General features: G+C 57.7%; 18 protein-coding genes. 7 read left to right on the forward strand and 11 right to left on the reverse strand.

Annotation, left to right across the window (positions count from 1 at the left end; all coding sequences use genetic code 11):
- Positions 1-5: 5 nt before the first annotated feature.
- The 5 genes from C8N30_RS05630 to def (C8N30_RS05650) are packed head-to-tail and all read right to left on the reverse strand — an operon-like array spanning position 6 to position 2,671.
- Positions 6-242, reverse strand: a complete 237-nt coding sequence (locus tag C8N30_RS05630; protein ID WP_025063527.1) for a hypothetical protein — start codon at positions 240-242, stop codon at positions 6-8.
- A gap of 6 nt (positions 243-248) precedes the next feature.
- Positions 249-1,163: a methionyl-tRNA formyltransferase gene (gene fmt / locus C8N30_RS05635; protein WP_025063528.1), complete on the reverse strand. Its 915-nt coding sequence runs from the start codon at positions 1,161-1,163 to the stop codon at positions 249-251.
- 4 nt (positions 1,164-1,167) lie between these two features.
- Positions 1,168-1,665, reverse strand: a complete 498-nt coding sequence (def, locus tag C8N30_RS05640) for a peptide deformylase (protein ID WP_025063529.1) — start codon at positions 1,663-1,665, stop codon at positions 1,168-1,170.
- Entirely contained in the window at positions 1,662-2,156 is a 495-nt protein-coding gene (gene def, locus C8N30_RS05645; protein ID WP_025063530.1) for a peptide deformylase, read from the reverse strand. The genes def (C8N30_RS05640) and def (C8N30_RS05645) overlap by 4 nt, the downstream gene beginning before the upstream one ends.
- Complete coding sequence (def, locus tag C8N30_RS05650) at positions 2,153-2,671, reverse strand: peptide deformylase (protein WP_025063531.1); 519 nt, start codon at positions 2,669-2,671, stop codon at positions 2,153-2,155. Before def (C8N30_RS05650) ends, def (C8N30_RS05645) begins: the two co-directional genes overlap by 4 nt.
- 98 nt (positions 2,672-2,769) lie before the next feature.
- Here def (C8N30_RS05650) and C8N30_RS05655 point away from each other — a divergent pair, with 98 nt between their 5' ends.
- Positions 2,770-3,939 carry a MalY/PatB family protein gene (locus C8N30_RS05655; RefSeq protein ID WP_025063532.1) on the forward strand — a complete coding sequence of 390 codons (1,170 nt, stop codon included), beginning with the start codon at positions 2,770-2,772 and terminating at the stop codon, positions 3,937-3,939.
- A gap of 98 nt (positions 3,940-4,037) precedes the next feature.
- Here C8N30_RS05655 and C8N30_RS05660 read toward each other — a convergent pair whose 3' ends face one another.
- Positions 4,038-4,370 carry a hypothetical protein gene (locus C8N30_RS05660; protein WP_025063533.1) on the reverse strand — a complete coding sequence of 111 codons (333 nt, stop codon included), beginning with the start codon at positions 4,368-4,370 and terminating at the stop codon, positions 4,038-4,040.
- Positions 4,371-4,543: 173 nt separating this feature from the next.
- Between C8N30_RS05660 and C8N30_RS05665 the strand changes: the two genes are divergently transcribed.
- Positions 4,544-5,518 (forward strand): glutathione S-transferase family protein, encoded by a 975-nt coding sequence (locus C8N30_RS05665; RefSeq protein ID WP_025063534.1) that lies wholly within the window; start codon positions 4,544-4,546, stop codon positions 5,516-5,518.
- Here C8N30_RS05665 and C8N30_RS05670 read toward each other — a convergent pair.
- A complete protein-coding gene (locus C8N30_RS05670; protein WP_025063535.1) occupies positions 5,515-5,910 on the reverse strand; it encodes a response regulator in 396 nt (131 codons plus the stop codon). The genes C8N30_RS05665 and C8N30_RS05670 overlap by 4 nt on opposite strands.
- Positions 5,911-6,080: 170 nt before the next feature.
- Here C8N30_RS05670 and C8N30_RS05675 point away from each other — a divergent pair, with 170 nt between their 5' ends.
- From C8N30_RS05675 to C8N30_RS05690, 4 genes are read left to right on the forward strand one after another with little or no spacing between them, the layout of a single operon-like run.
- On the forward strand, positions 6,081-7,028 hold the full coding sequence (locus C8N30_RS05675; RefSeq protein WP_025063536.1) for a threonine-phosphate decarboxylase: 948 nt from the start codon (positions 6,081-6,083) through the stop codon (positions 7,026-7,028).
- On the forward strand, positions 7,025-7,936 hold the full coding sequence (cbiB, locus tag C8N30_RS05680) for an adenosylcobinamide-phosphate synthase CbiB (protein ID WP_025063537.1): 912 nt from the start codon (positions 7,025-7,027) through the stop codon (positions 7,934-7,936). The genes C8N30_RS05675 and cbiB overlap by 4 nt, the downstream gene beginning before the upstream one ends.
- A gap of 21 nt (positions 7,937-7,957) precedes the next feature.
- The gene (locus C8N30_RS05685) at positions 7,958-9,142 is read left to right on the forward strand and encodes a lytic murein transglycosylase (RefSeq protein ID WP_120222840.1); all 1,185 of its coding nucleotides are present in this window, start codon (positions 7,958-7,960) and stop codon (positions 9,140-9,142) included.
- Positions 9,139-9,531 (forward strand): rhodanese-like domain-containing protein, encoded by a 393-nt coding sequence (locus tag C8N30_RS05690; protein WP_025063539.1) that lies wholly within the window; start codon positions 9,139-9,141, stop codon positions 9,529-9,531. The genes C8N30_RS05685 and C8N30_RS05690 overlap by 4 nt, the downstream gene beginning before the upstream one ends.
- Positions 9,532-9,760: 229 nt before the next feature.
- Here C8N30_RS05690 and smc read toward each other — a convergent pair whose 3' ends face one another.
- Both smc and C8N30_RS19560 read right to left on the reverse strand, forming a co-directional pair.
- On the reverse strand, positions 9,761-13,216 hold the full coding sequence (smc, locus tag C8N30_RS05695) for a chromosome segregation protein SMC (protein ID WP_025063540.1): 3,456 nt from the start codon (positions 13,214-13,216) through the stop codon (positions 9,761-9,763).
- Positions 13,217-13,336: 120 nt separating this feature from the next.
- The gene (locus tag C8N30_RS19560) at positions 13,337-13,657 is read right to left on the reverse strand and encodes a hypothetical protein (RefSeq protein ID WP_232222838.1); all 321 of its coding nucleotides are present in this window, start codon (positions 13,655-13,657) and stop codon (positions 13,337-13,339) included.
- 185 nt (positions 13,658-13,842) lie between these two features.
- Between C8N30_RS19560 and C8N30_RS05705 the strand changes: the two genes are divergently transcribed.
- Positions 13,843-14,610 carry a FadR/GntR family transcriptional regulator gene (locus tag C8N30_RS05705; protein ID WP_025063542.1) on the forward strand — a complete coding sequence of 256 codons (768 nt, stop codon included), beginning with the start codon at positions 13,843-13,845 and terminating at the stop codon, positions 14,608-14,610.
- Between the two features lie 205 nt (positions 14,611-14,815).
- On the opposite strand, the gene C8N30_RS05710 is transcribed toward C8N30_RS05705, so the two are convergent.
- Together C8N30_RS05710 and C8N30_RS05715 are read right to left on the reverse strand one after the other, a co-directional pair.
- Positions 14,816-15,376, reverse strand: a complete 561-nt coding sequence (locus C8N30_RS05710; RefSeq protein WP_025063543.1) for a F0F1 ATP synthase subunit B — start codon at positions 15,374-15,376, stop codon at positions 14,816-14,818.
- Positions 15,377-15,380: 4 nt separating this feature from the next.
- Positions 15,381-15,944, reverse strand: coding sequence for a F0F1 ATP synthase subunit B' (locus C8N30_RS05715; protein WP_025063544.1), 564 nt, complete (start codon positions 15,942-15,944; stop codon positions 15,381-15,383).
- Positions 15,945-16,014 lie beyond the last annotated feature (70 nt).

Consider the following 16,014-nt stretch of genomic DNA (forward strand, 5'->3'; position numbering starts at 1 on the left):
TAGAACTATTTGCGCCAGTGAAAGGGCACAATAATCAGCGCGCCGATGGACGATACGATCGCATTCACTCCCGGTGAGGCGAACCCGAAGCCAAACATCAAGCGCACAAAATAAAATACAAACGCGCCGCCGATACAGATGATGATAGATTGCAAGATTCCGTTATGCGTGAATTCGGTCTTCTCTGCGAGATATCCGACGATCCCTGCGATTACGACGGTACCGATCATGGTTGGAAACATTGCCTGCTATCCTTCACTCAAATCCGTGCCTACAGCAATCTGCATACCGCGCTGAAACACATTAACATCCTGCGCGCCTTTTCCTGCCTTTTGCAAGACGGTGAGCGCCACAGCGCCATCCCCGCAAGCAACATGAAGTGAGGTGTCCAGCACCAAGCCCGCAGCGCCCTCACCCTCAACCAAACGAGAGCCGAGTACCTTTACCCGCGTGCCGTTCACTTCAAACCATGCCCCCGGAAATGGAGACATGCCACGGATCATTCTGTCCACCTCGACCGCAGGCCGCGACCAGTCGATTCTGGCCTCCGCCTTATCGATCTTTGCGGCATAGATGACACCCTCCTCCGGCTGGACCTGTGGTACCAGCTCAGCCAACTGCGCCAAAGCTTCAACGATCAGCTTTGCTCCCATGCCTGCAAGCCTGTCATGCAACTGCGCCGTCGTCTCCTCCGGCCCAATGTCCAACGAACCGCGCAGCAACACAGGACCCGTATCGAGCCCCGCCTCCATTTGCATAATGCATACACCGGTTTGCGGGTCCCCCGCCATAATCGCACGGTGGATCGGCGCAGCACCGCGCCAGCGTGGCAGCAGGCTGGCGTGAATGTTCAGGCAGCCGTGTACGGGGGCGTCAAGAACACCCTGAGGCAGGATCAATCCATAGGCAACCACCACCGCAACCTCCGCACCCAGCGCCTCGAATTCCGCCAGGGCCTCAGTGGATTTCAACGATACGGGCGTGCGAACCTCTAGCTTCAACTCCTTTGCACGTGCATCCACGGGAGAGGGGCGTTCCTTTTTGCCCCGTCCCGCAGGGCGCGGCGGTTGCGAATAGACGGCAGCGATCTCGTGACCCGCATCCACCAGTGCATCCAGTACCTCTACTGAGAAGGCCGGCGTACCCATAAAGACAATGCGCATCCGGTTATCCGTTCAGCTTGCGCGCGCGGCGGATCAGCATGTCACGGCGGGTTTTACTGAGGCGGTCAAAGTACATTTTACCCGCAAGATGGTCGATCTGATGCTGCACGGATGTTGCGTCAAGCCCTACGAAATCACGCTCCACTAACGTACCCGTCTCGTCCATGTACCGCACCTTGACGCCACGGGGGCGCGAAATTTTGGCCGATACGCCTGACAGGCACGGCGATGCTTCCTCGTGCACATTCATGATGGCCGAGGCGTCAATCACCTCCGGATTGGCCAGCCTGATCCGCTTGTTGCGGGCCTCGGATGTATCGACTACGGCCAGCTTGAGCATCACGCCAATCTGTGGCGCCCCCAGTCCCACACCGGGCATGGCGTCCATGGTGGCGATCATATCGTCCCAGATGGCGCGCACGTCATCCGTAATCTCTGTCACCTCTTCGGTCGAACTGCGCAGCCGCTTGTCAGGCCAGGTCAGAATTTTTCGCACAGTCATGCCGCATACTCCGCTTCCAATATGGCCCGCGTGTCCGCGCCCAGATGATCGAATGTCACGATCCCGTCGAGATGATCGATTTCGTGTTGCACACAGGCGGCGTCGAATCCTGCAAAACTCTGGACAAAACGCCCGCCATTCAAACCGGTCCAGACCATCTGCACCTGTGCAGGGCGTGAAATGTCTGCGCTTACTCCCGGAATACTCAAACAGCCTTCGGAGTGACTCGCCCGTTCCTCGCCCACTTCCATCAACATCGGGTTGATACAAACCAACGGGTCAGACTTCCCCTCTTTCCAACCCGTATCCATCACGAAGATCCGCAACATTGCCCCCACCTGAGGGCCCGCCAGACCTCGCCCAGGAGCGGCATACATTGTCTCAAGCATATCCGCTGCCAGCTGCGCAATCTCTGGTGTGATTTCATCGACGGGTACACATGTCTCGGTCAGGCGAATATCCGGCCACAGCACAATAGGCAGTATACTCATCCGCGTGCAAACTCGCGCTTGAATTTAACCATTTTGCGGGTCAGCATCTGTCGGCGCAGCGGCTTGAGATAATCGATAAACAGCTTGCCCTCTAGATGGTCGATCTCGTGTTGCACACAGGTTGCCCACAGACCACGCATCCCTTCGCGCTGCTCTTTGCCATTACGGTCAATCCACGTCACCTCAACCTCTGCCGGACGTGTCACATCTGCAAACTGCTCAGGCAGGCTCAAACACCCTTCTTCATAGGTGCTTAGCTCCTCGGACGCGGCCACAATCTGCGGATTGAACATAACAAGCGGGCGCGGCGTCTCTCCCTGCTCCTTTACGCAATCCAACACGACAAGACGGCTCAACACACCGACCTGCGGTGCTGCAAGCCCCACACCGGGAGCATCATACATTGTCGCCAGCATATCGTCGGCAAGGCTGCGCAGATCATCATTAAGATCATCAACAGCCGCACAGGTTTTCTTGAGGCGCGGATCGGGGTGATAAATAATAGGGCGTTTCATGCCAAACCATGTAGGGCATGCCCCCATCTGCCGCAAGCAGGGCTTGCACATAAGTCTGGCTTGGCTAGGGTTTGGCGCAAATCCAAAGGAGATACCCCATGAGTTTTGATACCACGATCGAACGCCGCGGCACACATTGCGTAAAATGGGACGGCATGGAGAGCATCTATGGCGTGCCCGCAGAGACCGGCATTTCCATGTGGGTGGCAGATATGGATTTTGCAACAGCTCCCGTGGTAAATCAGGCGGTCAAAGCAATGGCAGATCATGGGGTCTACGGCTACTTCGGAGATGAAAGCGAATACCGCGCCGCCATCCAGTGGTGGATGAAAGAACGCCACGACTGGGAAATTGATCCAGCCCATATTTTCACCACCCACGGTTTGGTGAACGGCACTGCCATGTGCGTCGATGCCTTCACTGCACCGGGCGATGGGGTAATCCTGTTCACCCCTGTCTATCACGCCTTTGCCCGCGTGATAAAAGCGGCGGGGCGGACTGTGGTGGAATGTCAAATGGTTCAGGAGAACGGCCGCTACCGTATGGATTTCGACAAATACGATACGCAAATGACCGGCAGCGAAAAAATGATCATGCTTTGCTCTCCGCATAATCCCGGCGGCACCGTCTGGAGCCGTGCCGAGCTTGAGCAGGTCGCAGCCTTCGCAAAGCGTCATGATCTGGTGCTCGTCTCCGACGAGATTCACCACGATCTGGTGATGCCTGACCACAAACACACGGTCATGGCAAACATCGACGGCATCGCGGACCGCCTTGTGATGATGACCGCCACCACAAAGACGTTCAACATCGCAGGCAGCCACTCAGGGAATGTGATCATTGCCGATCCTGTTCTGCGCGAGAAATTTGCCGGGCGCATGGCCGCCTTTGGTCTATCCCCCAACAGCTTTGGCCTTTTCATGGCCACGGCCGCCTATTCCCCCGAAGGTGCCGCATGGGTAGACGGGTTGAACGCCTATCTTGACGGCAACCGCCGCCTGTTTGACGAAGCGGTCAATAAGATTCCTGGCCTGAAATCCATGCCGCTGGAGGCGACATATCTGGCCTGGGTGGATTTTGCGGATACCGGAATGACCCGCGAGGAGTTCACAAAACGCGTAGAGCAGGGCGCAGGGATCGCTGCCAATCACGGCCCTACCTTCGGTACAGGCGGCGACAGCTTTCTGCGCTTCAATATCGCAACGCCGCGCGCGCGCGTAATCGAAGCCTGCGACCGCCTTGCCGAAGCCTTCAAAGACTTGCAGTAGCGCGATTGCCAATGAGCATCGTTAGAACACTGAACTGATCACGAAAGGGCGCTCCACCATGGCGCCCTTTTCATTCCCCTAAAGCTTAGCAATCAGCGCTATAGACCTGTGCGATCATGCGCTACAAACTCCGGCACGGCCGTGTAGTCCAACACCAAACCGCGCTTTATGGTAAATATGATTTCGCCATTCTCTTCGATCGCAGCCATAATCAAACACTGGTGCAGATGCTCTGCCCCGTCATACAGATCGACAACTCCGCTCAGGACCGGAACATCCCCTGCCACCACGGCAAATCCAGTGGCCCAGCGCCGGAGCACCGGATAGTATACGCCGCCCGTTGCAACACACAGGTGCGAGGCCCGTGAAGGCCGGCTTTTCCACGCCCGTGTCAAATCGGGGTCGAATCCTTTGGGCAGAAATACTTCCATTTTCAGTCTCCTGATGCCTAGCCTAAACGTCTCGCATAATGTTTCGTGAAGCAATACATTTTTGTAACTTTATTTCGCAATGTGCGGTGATGCACCCAGCCTGTGCAGGTACCGCAATCGCAATCTGCCACAGGATCATTACAAACGTATTACGCTACCCAAAGGAGACGGACGTGGGATTGTTGATTGAAGGCCAGTGGCACGACAACTGGTATGATACCAAAGACAGCGGCGGCGCGTTCAAACGCCAGGAGGCCGGATTTCGCAACTGGATCACAGCAGATGGCCGTGCCGGCCCCACGGGCTCCGCAGGTTTCATGGCCGAGGCGGGCCGCTATCATCTGTATGTTAGCCTTGCCTGTCCTTGGGCCCACCGCGCACTTATCTTCCGCACACTCAAAAACCTGCAAAACCTCATCGATTTCTCTGTTGTACACCCCGATATGATGGGCGAAGGCTGGACCTTTGACACCCGTTTTGACGGTGCAACGGGTGACCGCCAGTTCGGCCTAACCTATGCGCGTGATCTCTACACACGCGCGGTGCCCGACTTTACCGGCCGCGTGACTGTGCCAATTCTATGGGACAGCGCTCAAAACACTATTGTCTCGAATGAATCTTCCGAAATCATCCGGATGTTAGGCAACGCCTTTGACGGCATAACCGGTAACACTGACGACTACTGGCCCGAAGCCTTGCGCCCCCAGATCGACACGCTGAACGCCCGCATCTACGACACACTCAATAACGGAGTTTATAAATCCGGCTTTGCCACCACTCAGGAGGCCTATGATGCCGCCGTACATCCGCTGTTTGATACACTCGACTGGCTGGAAGAAATCCTAAGCACGAATCGCTACCTCGCGGGCGACCGGATCACCGAGGCCGACTGGCGCCTGTTTACTACGCTGGTGCGGTTCGATCCGGTCTACCACCAGCATTTCAAATGTAACCGCAAGCGGATCGTCGATTATCCGAACCTATGGGACTACACCCGCGAGCTGTACCAGTGGGAAGGCGTGGCAGAAACGGTCGATTTCGAACATATCGTTCGTCACTACCATTACAGCCATGAAACGATAAACCCCAACCGGATCATTCCAATCAATCCGCTGATCGATTGGATCGCGCCGCACAATCGCGGCTAGCCTGCGGCACACTCTGCGCCGTAATGCGCCACCATAGCTGCAAGATCCTCGGGTGGCGTGCTGCTTTGCACAAATGCACGGGCATTTGCCGAATGGGCAAAAATCGAACCGTCCGAGAAAAAGCTGGTGTTAGTCACAAATATCACCCGCGCATTGGGCTGTCGATAATTTGCATAATCCGAAATCGCGAGGGCACTACCCTCTTCGATCACAAGGTCCAGAATAATGATGTCGATGTCATTCTGCGACAGATAGTCAATCGCTGCCTCCTGGCCCGCAACACTGGTCACATGCATCCCTTGTCGAACCAGATGGCTCTGCCACACACTGGCAAGCTCAGGCACGCTTTCTACGATCAGAACAGACGTTTTCCGGGGCAGCACGTCAGTCATATAAAGCCCTCCAAGGCCATCAGCAAAAACAGAATAATAATTAATCACACCACAGCGGTAACTCTCGCCAGCGAAACATAACCCCCTCTTGCTTGTTACATCAAACTCCGCTTTGTCCAACGGAGAAAACAGGCTGGTTTCAGCCACTCACCGAATGTCGAGGACGTAAATTGGGCGAAACACCACGCGATCACGGGGGCGGCATTGACGCCGCAGCAAGTGTTTTCGGCGGCAACCGGAGCCAATGGATTGATTTATCGACAGGAATAAACCCTGTGCCGTATCCATTGGGTCAGATCGACGCCGAGGCCTGGACCGCCCTGCCCGATCATGCTGCCCAAGCAAACCTGACCGCTGCGGCGCGCAAATTCTGGCAGATACCCGAGGGTGCGTCGATCATCGCGACACCGGGCGCGTCGGCCCCTATCGCGATAATTCCCCGCCTGCGCCCCGCCGGACAGGTCAATATCGCCACGCCCACCTACAACGAACATGCCGCTGCCTTCGCCGCCGCAGGCTGGGGCGTGGTCACAGATCCACTGGGAGCGGAAGCACAGGTGGTTGTGCATCCCAACAATCCCGATGGTCGTGTCTTTGGCCCCTCCGACCTCACATCACCCCTCCGCATCATCGACGAAAGCTTCTGCGACGTGATGCCAGAGGCCTCCCTAATCTCTCAATCAACCAATACCGGCACGTTGATTCTCAAAAGCTTTGGGAAGTTCTGGGGGCTGGCGGGTCTGCGTCTGGGCTTTGTCATCGGTGATCCCGCTCTGGTTGCGGACCTCTCAACCATGCTTGGACCGTGGCCGGTTGCGGGCCCGGCACTGCAGATCGGTGCCCGCGCCTTGAATGATCCCGCATGGGCAGATCATACGCGCAAGCGTCTGGCAGAAGATGCCGTCCGGCTGGACGCCGTGCTGTCGTCTGCAGGCGCAACACCCATTGGCGGCACAACCCTGTTCCGCCTTTTCGATGTCGACAGCGCTGCCGCATGGCAGGACCGCCTCGCCAGCAACCACATCTGGAGCCGCGTTTTCCCCTACAATCCGCGCTGGCTCCGCCTTGGCCTGCCTGCTCCCGACCAGTGGTCGCGCCTTGAGGCAGCCCTGTCATGAGTACCGCCCTGATCCTCGCCATCGCACTTCTTCTCGATGCAGCTTTAGGAGAGCCGAAGTGGCTCTGGGACCGAATACCCCATCCTGCTGTCGTGATGGGCCGCGCCGTGGGCTTGCTTGATCGCACCCTCAATACCGGACGGCTTGGCATCCCCGCAGGTCTGTTGACCCTCGCTGTCTTGATGTTTGGAGCTTATGTGATTGGCACCGCCCTCGCCTTTTTGGGGGGCGTTGCACAGGTGATTATCGTCGCCATCCTGCTTGCCCAGCGCTCGCTTGTACAGCATGTAGCCGCAGTGGCTGACGGTCTGCGCGTATCTCTCGGCGATGGTCGCAGCGCTGTCGCTATGATTGTCAGCCGTGATACCGCCGCAATGGACCAATCCGCCATCGCCCGCTCCGCCATCGAAAGTGCGGCCGAGAACCTGTCGGACGGTGTGATCGCCCCGGCCTTCTGGTTTCTTGTGGGTGGCCTGCCCGCGATGATGGTCTACAAAGTTGTCAACACGGCAGACAGCATGATCGCCTACAGAACACCTAAATACGAGAAGTTCGGCAAAGCGGCCGCCTATATGGATGATGCAATGAATCTCATCCCCGCCCGCCTGACCTGTCTGCTCATCGCTATTCCCGCTGGTGTTATAGGGCAGTGGCGTGCGATTGGCCGCGATGCGCGCTTGCACCGCTCGCCTAATGCGGGCTGGCCAGAGGCGGCGATGGCGCGGGCCATTGGTGTGGCCCTGGCAGGCCCCCGCGCATATGATGGCGCTATGCAGGAGTTTCCATGGGTCGGTGCTGCAGGCGCGCGCACCATTGGCTCCGACGAAATTGACGCTGCCTTGGGGCGCCTTTGGCAGGCGTGGGGTATCATGCTGGGGCTGACTACACTGCTCACATTATTCGGATAACGACAGAAGCTATATGTTTTAATGATGTACTCACCATTACTCGCCGCGTTTTTGGCTATTGCCCCCGTTTCCGCCCTCGCCGCGACCTGCGGAGGCACTTTCGACAGTTTCAAGTCAGCGCTCGTCGCAGAGGCTCCCAAAAGCGGCATCAGCACCATTACCGCTGCAAACTTCCTCGCTGACGTGCGTCAGGATCCCGCCGTGTTACGCGCCGATCGCGCCCAAGGGGTATTCCAGCGTCCTTTCATCGACTTCTCCCGCCGCCTGATTTCGAACGATCGCCTCAACCGCGGCCTGAACAACGGCCAGAAATACCGTGCCATCTTTGACCGCATTGAATTGTCATACGGGGTGGACCGTGGCGTCCTTTTGGCATTTTGGGCATTCGAGACTGATTTCGGCTCGATACAGGGTGACTTCAACACCGCCGATGCGCTCGTAACCCTTGCGCATGATTGCCGCCGCCCCGATCTCTTCCGCCCGCAAATCTTTGCTGCGATGAAGCTATTTGCCCGCGGCGATCTGGACCCCGCCACCACCACTGGCGCATGGGCAGGTGAAATCGGAATGGTGCAAATGTTGCCACGTGACATTATCGAAAACGGTACCGACGGGGATGGTGATGGCCGCGTCACACTTAAAACCTCTGTAGCCGACGCGCTGGTATCCGGAGGCGCAATGCTCAAGTCTCTGGGCTGGCGCAGGGATGAACCATGGATCGACGAGGTCACCGTTCCAGATGATTTCGACTGGTCCCAGACCGGCCTCGAGATCACAAAACCCGGCTCAGAATGGGCACAACTTGGCATTCAGGCCCGCGATGGCAGGTTGGAAAACCTTCCCGCATCATTGATCCTGCCCCAAGGGCGAAAGGGTCCTGCCTTTCTCGCCTATCCTAACTTCAACGTCTATTTTGAATGGAACCAGAGTTTTACCTATGTACTGACAGCTGCCTATTTTGCCACCCGCCTTCAGGGCGCACAGGTCTATGACGCCGGGGCACCCGAACAGGGGCTCGGCCCCGATCAAATGAAACGCCTGCAACAGGCTCTGCAAAAGCGTGGATATGATGTGGGCCAGATTGATGGCATACTGGGTGCCAATACCCGAAAAGCCGTACAAAAGGAGCAGATCCGCTTGGAAATACCTGCAGACGCGTGGCCGACGCCAGCTCTCCTCACAAAACTGGAAGGAACCTCAAGATGAGCCTGAAAATCACCGCCGCCCAAATGGTCGAGCGCGCCCGCGCCCGTATCGAAGAAATCGAGACCGCCGACGCCATCGCAATGGTAAACGATCCAGGCGTGCAAATTGTCGATCTGCGCGACCCGCGCGAGCGCGAGCGCACAGGCTTCATTCCCGGCAGCTTCCATTGCCCGCGCGGGATGCTGGAGTTTTGGGTTGACCCCGACAGCCCTTATTTCAAAGAGGTCTTTGCCCAAGACAAAAAGTTCGTATTCCACTGCGCCTCAGGCTGGCGTTCCGCCATCTCCGTCGCAACGCTCCAAGATATGGGTTTTGATGCCGCCCACATCAAAGAAGGCTTTAGCGCATGGGAAAAAGAGGGTGGACCGATAGAGCGCAAAGACCGCTAGCCCAATGTCAGCGCACCAAAGAACAGCGGGCACCCGTTCCAAAATCCAGCTAAACTTCGCACGTCGTGTGATGTGCTGATCTCGGCGAAGCCGCTAGAAGTCATATATCCACGCGTGAGGCTGCCATCAACAGGGTCGCCGATATTATCGATCCTGACCGCATACCGCCTGCTCTACAGCAGCGCCTAACCACCATTCAGTAGCACTGCCAATAGAGACGACACAGGCTTCAGGCGACCATCTGGCTCGCTTTTTTGAGGTCTACCGAAACAAGCTGGCTCACCCCCTGCTCCGCCATGGTCACGCCAAACAGACGGTCCATCCGCGCCATTGTCACGGCATGATGCGTGATGATTAAAAATCGTGTGTCCGTCTGGCGGCACATCTCATCCAGCAGGTCACAAAACCTTGTCACGTTGGCATCGTCCAGCGGCGCGTCGACCTCGTCCAACACACAAATCGGCGCTGGATTGGCCAGAAAAACCGCAAAGATCAGCGCCATTGCCGTCAACGTCTGCTCGCCCCCGCTCAACAGGCTCAGGGTTGACAGTTTCTTACCCGGCGGTTGGCACATAATCTCAAGGCCCGCCTCCAGCGGGTCATCGCTTTCTACCATCACAAGGCTTGCCTCGCCGCCGCCGAACAAATGCGAAAACAGCAAACCGAAGTTTGAGTTCACCTGCTCGAACGCAGTCAGCAAACGCTCGCGGCCTTCTTTGTTCAGGCCTGCAATGCCTGCGCGGAGCGTCTTGATCGCCTCTTCCAGATCGGCCTTTTCCGCCGCCAGCATATCATGCTCGACCTGCACATCCCTCGCATCTTCCTCAGCACGTAAGTTAACCGCGCCAAGTGCCTCGCGCTGTCGCTTTAGGCGGTTCACATCAGCCTCCAGCACATCAGCGCCCGGCATTTCATCCACGTTCACATCCAACTGGACCAGCAGTTGTGCGGGTGTCACTTGCTGATCCTCGGCAATTCGTTCCGCCGCTGCGGCCACCGTTTCACGGGCCGCATCGCTACGTGCCTCGGATCTCGCTCGCGCCTCGCGCGCCTCGGATGCGGCGCGCTCTGCTTCGCGCTCAGACAGCGTCGCCTCCCGCAGGTTAGCCTCCGCCGTGACAAGCTTATCTACCGCATCTGCACACCGCGCTTCAGACTTTGTAATTTCGCGGTTCAAATCGTCGCGCTTGGCTGCGATCTCGGCTGGCGCGGCACCCGCGGCCTTCAGCTCAGTCTCGGATGCATGCTTGCGCTCAACCAACTCCGCACTGCGGGCTTCGGCCGTCTCAAGCCGGTGGCGCCATCCGCTTAGCTCTTTGGTGACTTCCTGTGTCCGCTTCAGTCGGGCATCCCCCTCACGGCGCAGTTCATCATGGCCGGACCGTAGTGCAATCATAGTGATCCGCGCGGCTTCCACTGCCATACGGATATCCTCCACACCGGCGCGCGCCTCGTCCAGATCCCCCAAATCCGCTAATGCCTGCTCAGCCTCAAGCACGCGCGCACGCGCACTCATCGCCTCTTCCTCATGCCGCGTGACGGCCAATCCTAAACTCTCCAACCGACCCGCTGCTAGATTGCGGTCCGCCTCGACCCGGCTAAGCGCACGGCCCGCGTCCGCCACCATCCGGTCTGCATCACGTCGCGCTTCGCGTGCTTGTTTGTCCGCATCCGTCTGCGCTGCCAATTGCGCAGTCAGGCTCTCATGGGCCGCCCTCGCGCCCTCGGCCCGCTGGCTTGCCTGTTCTAACGCCTGTTTAAGAACTTCCAAACGGTTGAGCTGTTGCAACCGCAGCGCCGCAGCCGATGGTGCATCCTCCGCCCAGGCACGGTAGCCGTCCCAGCGCCACAAATCCCCCTCAAGCGAGACAAGACGCTGACCCGGCAGCAATGCTTCCTGCAATCGGGGCCCTTCATCGGCATCGACAAGACCGATCTGACCCATACGGCGGTCGAGGACATCAGGACAGGACACATGATTGGTCAAAGGCGTCACACCCGATGGCAACGCTTGGGCCTGCGCATACGCCGCCAGCGTTGACCATCCTGACGGCCCGTCCGCATCGACCTCGGGTGCGCGCAAATCATCAGCCAGCGCAGCTCCCAACGCTTTTTCGAACCCGTGCTCTACCTGCAAGCGGTCCAAAATCTGGCCGCCTTCCGCCGTATCACGCTGTACCAGTTTAGCCAGCGCGGTCGTCTCCGCGCGCAGCGCGTTCATCTCGCCTTCGGCCTCCGACCGCTCGGCCCGCGCATCCGCCTCACGCGCCAGCGTCGCCGCCCGCGCCTCTTCAGCACTGATCAGAGCCACCTCTGCCTGTTGTGCCGCAGTCTGCGCATCAGCCTCCGCAGTTGTTGCTCCTTCAAACTCGCTCGCGGCGCGTGCCAACACCGCCTGGCTCGCCGCGACGGCCTCGCGCGCGCGGACTGCCTCTGCTTCTGAGCGTTGCTGGATTTTACGATTATCCTCCAACAGCCGCTCGGCAGAGCCGTAGCGTGCCGCAAGCCGTGCTACGTCCTCTGTCTGCTGCCCAAGCTCTCCTTCTCGGGCTTGCAGCACTGCTGCGGCTTCACGGGCGGTCCCCGCAGCTGCCTCCAACGCAGCCCCGTGCCCCTCGCCTGCACGAGCCAACTCGCGCGCCTCCCACTCAAGCCGTCCGATGGTGTCGACCGCATCGCGATTAAGACCACCTTCGCGCTCAATATCTTTTGCAAGCTGCGCAATACGTCCTTGCAAGGTTTCAATGAGGGCTGTCGCGCGCGATTCTTGTTCGCTGAGCGTATCACGCTGCACCACAAGCCGCTGCACCACGGCCGCCGCAATCGCATCTTCCTCCCGAAGGCTCGGAAGCGCTTGTTCAGCGTCCTGACGCGCCTTCGAAGATGTCCGCACCAGAGCTTCAGCCTGCGCGGCTGCCATAACCCGCTGGCGCAATTCATCTTCGGCGCGCGCCCGCCCATCATCCGCCTCACGCCAGCGTCGGTAAAGCAACGTGCCTTCGGTCCGCCGTAACTCATTTCCGATCTCGCGGTACCGCGCTGCCTGTCGTGCCTGTCGCGCCAGTTGCGCCAGTTGTGCCGCCAATTGATCAATGACATCATCAACCCGTGCCAGATTTGCCTCGGCACCATTAAGCTTCAGCTCGGCCTCATGCCGCCGCGCATAAAGCCCTGAAATCCCTGCCGCCTCCTCCAATATGCGCCGCCGGTTCTTGGGTTTAGCGTTAATCAGCTCGCTGATCTGTCCTTGCCGCACCAAAGCGGGCGAATGCGCACCTGTAGAGGCATCCGCGAATAGCATTTGAACATCCCGCGCACGCACGTCCTTACCGGCCGCCTTGTAAGCACTGCCCACATCTCGCGTGATCCGCCGCACAATATCAAGGTTGTCGCTATCATTGAAACCCGCAGGTGCCAGGCGCTCGCTGTTGTCGATCTGTAAGGAAACTTCGGCAAAGTTGCGCGCCGGCCGCGTGGCCGCACCTGCAAAAATTACATCTTCCATTCCGCCGCCACGCATCGCAGTCGGGCGGTTTTCCCCCATCACCCAGCGCAGAGCCTCCAGCAGATTGGATTTTCCACAGCCGTTAGGCCCCACAACACCCGTCAAACCATCCGCGATGATCAGGTCCGTAGGATCAACAAAGCTTTTGAAGCCCGTCAGCCTGAGTTTAGAGAAGCGCATATACCGCCTGCATCGGTGATTCCGGGTCGTGCCGCACTGTGACGACTTTGGTTGCCGCCCGTCAACCGCCTGCCACAAACACCGGCATTAAGAATGCTAGTTACCCACAGGATATCCGGCCTAAAGTGCTGCCGCGCATTCAATCTCCACCGACACACCGCCAAGTTGCTGCAATTCTGTCCCGCGCAGCGGGACACAGTCAAACGCGACCGGAACAACGACCGGGACACGATGCCCCCCTGCCCCGCATCTCAGGATGCCGGTTGCTTGCGCCTGATCCCCGCGAACCTCGCGAACCTCACAGCCGCTCACCAATTCCATTGCGCGTCCCGCCCGCTCCCGGATTGGTCCGAAGCGCGGAGCATATTCCGAATTTGTGCGGATCGCCTCTGCCAGTTCACCGCGAACCCGGACATCAAAGGTAGAGCCATCTACAGTCACTGTCTTGGCCGGTAAACCGCGAAAATGTGGGCCCGCCGTATTGCATGCCGCCAGTAGCGATAAGAGAATTAAAGGATATTTCATAGTACAATAGTGTCGCGGCTATCCTTAACATTTCGTAAATTTGGCGGCGCTTGCCCAATCCTTTTTTGGGCCATATGGTCTGGCCATTCAAAGGATATTTCATGCCATTTCGTCCTGTTACTCCAGAAAAGCTCTCTTCCGCAGTTGTGCGGCAGGTTGAAGAGCTCATCCTGCGCGGCATTTTACAGCCGGGAAAACGCCTTCCCTCGGAACGGGAGCTGGCCGAGCGCCTCGGCGTTTCCCGCCCCTCCTTGCGTGATGCCCTTTCCCAACTGCAAAGCGCAGGCCTTCTGTCGTCTAAACCTGGCGCGGGCGTTTTCGTTGCGGATGTTCTCGGCTCCGCATTTTCGCCAGCATTAATTGCTTTATTTGCTCGCCATGAAGAGGCAACAATGGATTACCTGTCGTTTCGGCGGGATATGGAAGGGCTGGCCGCAGAGCGTGCCGCCCGCTTGGGCTCCGACACTGATCTTGCGGTGGTCAGCGCCATTTTTGCCAAGATGGAAGCGGCGCATACCAGCCGCAGCGCCGAAGATGAGGCCGTTCTGGATGCCCAGTTTCACATGAGTATTATCGAGGCGAGCCATAATGTTGTAATGCTGCACATGATGCGTTCGATGTACGATCTTCTGCGCGGTGGCGTATTCTACAACCGTCAGGTTATGTTCAAACAGCAAACCAAACGTGCGGTCCTGCTTGACCAGCACCGCGCCATTCATGACGCTCTCATACTCCGCGATGCTTCTGCTGCCCGTGCTGCAGTAGATTCTCACCTCGCATATGTTGAACGCGCCCTACTGGACCATCGACGGGCCGAAAGGCACGAGGATGTCGCACGACAGCGACTGGATCACGAGATGAAGGGATAAACCCGTATCATAGGCAGTTAGGGCTTTAAAATCGTTGTTTGAAAAAGGGTGATATCCTCAAAGAAGCCCCACCAATTCTGAAAGTTACACTGAAGTGGCCTTCCGATATATGGTGTAAAATCGGGGCCCCTTGCCTTAGGAACAGTTCATAAAAAAAGCCCCGATCATAAGATCAGGGCTTATTCTTATTCTTCCGAGACGCCGCTCAGTGCAATTTTGCGTCTACCTGCGAAATACCGTCATCGATCAGTTTGTTGGCATCTGCCGCCGTCATCTGCTTGCCAATGATGTCACGAGACGCAGCAATTGCGATCATAACGGCCTGATCACGGACTTCCTTGATTGCAGCCGCTTGGGCAGAGTCAATCTGCTCTTCGGCAGCCGCAAGACGGCGTTCGACTGAACGGGCCAGATCTAAGCGCGCCTGCTCGCCGGCGGCAGCAGCTTCCTGCTTTGCCGCGGCAACAATTCGGTCTGCCTGTTCCTGCACTTCTTTTTGCTTGCGCTCATAGGATGCGAGCAACGTCTGTGCGTCTTCTCGCAGCTTGCGAGCCTCTTCGATCTCGTTCTTGATTCCGTCTGCGCGGCCGTCCAACATACCGGCCATAAGGCTCGGCACTTTGAAATAAATAAGGACCGCGATGAACAACAAAAATGCGAGCAGCACAACAAAGTCTGTATTGCCTAGCGAAAAGAACGCACCTTCTGCAGCGAAGGCAGGTGTAGCGCCCATAGCTATGAGTACGGATGTGAGTGTTAAACGCATGACGTTATCCTTTCATCCGTGCGGTTACTGCTGCGGTCACGGTCTTGGCATCTGCCGTACCGCCCATAGCTGCAACAATTTCTTTGACCGTATCTTTGGCAACCGCTTTTACGTTTTCCAAAGCTCCGGCACGAATTTCCGAAATCGCGACCTCGGATTCAGCTGTCTTTGCGGCAATCTGTTTGTCAGCCTTCGTAATGGCTTGATCCAGATCGTCCTGCATTTCGGCCTTCGCCTGAGCAATAATGCGTTGTGCCTCGGCACGAGCATCAACTAACGCCTGGTCGTATGCCGCTTCGGCATCTGCCGCTTTCGCTTGCAGATCCTCGGCAGCTGCGATGTCATTTGTAATTGTGCCCTGACGCTCGGCCAGAACAGCAGCAATACGTGGCAGGGCCACACGCGACAGGATCATGTAGATCGCGACCAACGCGAGCAAGAGCCAGAAGATCTGGTTGCCCCATGTCGAAGGATCGAGTTGCGGCATACCCGCATTACCAGCGCCAGAATGCGTCGCAACGCCAACTGCATCGGCAAGGCCGTCTCCGTGAGTGGTTTCAGTTGCCATTCCGGCCTCCTGTCAGAATATCGTTATCATGGGACGGACGGAAAACCGTACCGCCCCATGCGTAGTCGTT

The organism is Sulfitobacter guttiformis (assembly GCF_003610455.1).
In the GTDB taxonomy this organism is placed as follows: domain Bacteria; phylum Pseudomonadota; class Alphaproteobacteria; order Rhodobacterales; family Rhodobacteraceae; genus Sulfitobacter; species Sulfitobacter guttiformis.

Bases quoted from the DNA above. Each gene is read 5' to 3' on its own strand.
- C8N30_RS05655 (WP_025063532.1), top strand. From the start codon at position 2,770: ATGAGTTTTGATACCACGATCGAACGCCGCGGCACACATTGCGTAAAA.
- def (WP_025063531.1), bottom strand. From the start codon at position 2,671: ATGAAACGCCCTATTATTTATCACCCCGATCCGCGCCTCAAGAAAACC.
- smc (WP_025063540.1), bottom strand. From the start codon at position 13,216: ATGCGCTTCTCTAAACTCAGGCTGACGGGCTTCAAAAGCTTTGTTGAT.
- C8N30_RS05630 (WP_025063527.1), bottom strand. From the start codon at position 242: ATGTTTCCAACCATGATCGGTACCGTCGTAATCGCAGGGATCGTCGGA.
- fmt (WP_025063528.1), bottom strand. From the start codon at position 1,163: ATGCGCATTGTCTTTATGGGTACGCCGGCCTTCTCAGTAGAGGTACTG.
- C8N30_RS05705 (WP_025063542.1), top strand. From the start codon at position 13,843: ATGCCATTTCGTCCTGTTACTCCAGAAAAGCTCTCTTCCGCAGTTGTG.
- def (WP_025063530.1), bottom strand. From the start codon at position 2,156: ATGAGTATACTGCCTATTGTGCTGTGGCCGGATATTCGCCTGACCGAG.
- C8N30_RS05710 (WP_025063543.1), bottom strand. From the start codon at position 15,376: ATGCGTTTAACACTCACATCCGTACTCATAGCTATGGGCGCTACACCT.
- C8N30_RS05685 (WP_120222840.1), top strand. From the start codon at position 7,958: ATGATGTACTCACCATTACTCGCCGCGTTTTTGGCTATTGCCCCCGTT.
- C8N30_RS05660 (WP_025063533.1), bottom strand. From the start codon at position 4,370: ATGGAAGTATTTCTGCCCAAAGGATTCGACCCCGATTTGACACGGGCG.
- def (WP_025063529.1), bottom strand. From the start codon at position 1,665: ATGACTGTGCGAAAAATTCTGACCTGGCCTGACAAGCGGCTGCGCAGT.
- C8N30_RS05670 (WP_025063535.1), bottom strand. From the start codon at position 5,910: ATGACTGACGTGCTGCCCCGGAAAACGTCTGTTCTGATCGTAGAAAGC.
- C8N30_RS05690 (WP_025063539.1), top strand. From the start codon at position 9,139: ATGAGCCTGAAAATCACCGCCGCCCAAATGGTCGAGCGCGCCCGCGCC.
- cbiB (WP_025063537.1), top strand. From the start codon at position 7,025: ATGAGTACCGCCCTGATCCTCGCCATCGCACTTCTTCTCGATGCAGCT.
- C8N30_RS05715 (WP_025063544.1), bottom strand. From the start codon at position 15,944: ATGGCAACTGAAACCACTCACGGAGACGGCCTTGCCGATGCAGTTGGC.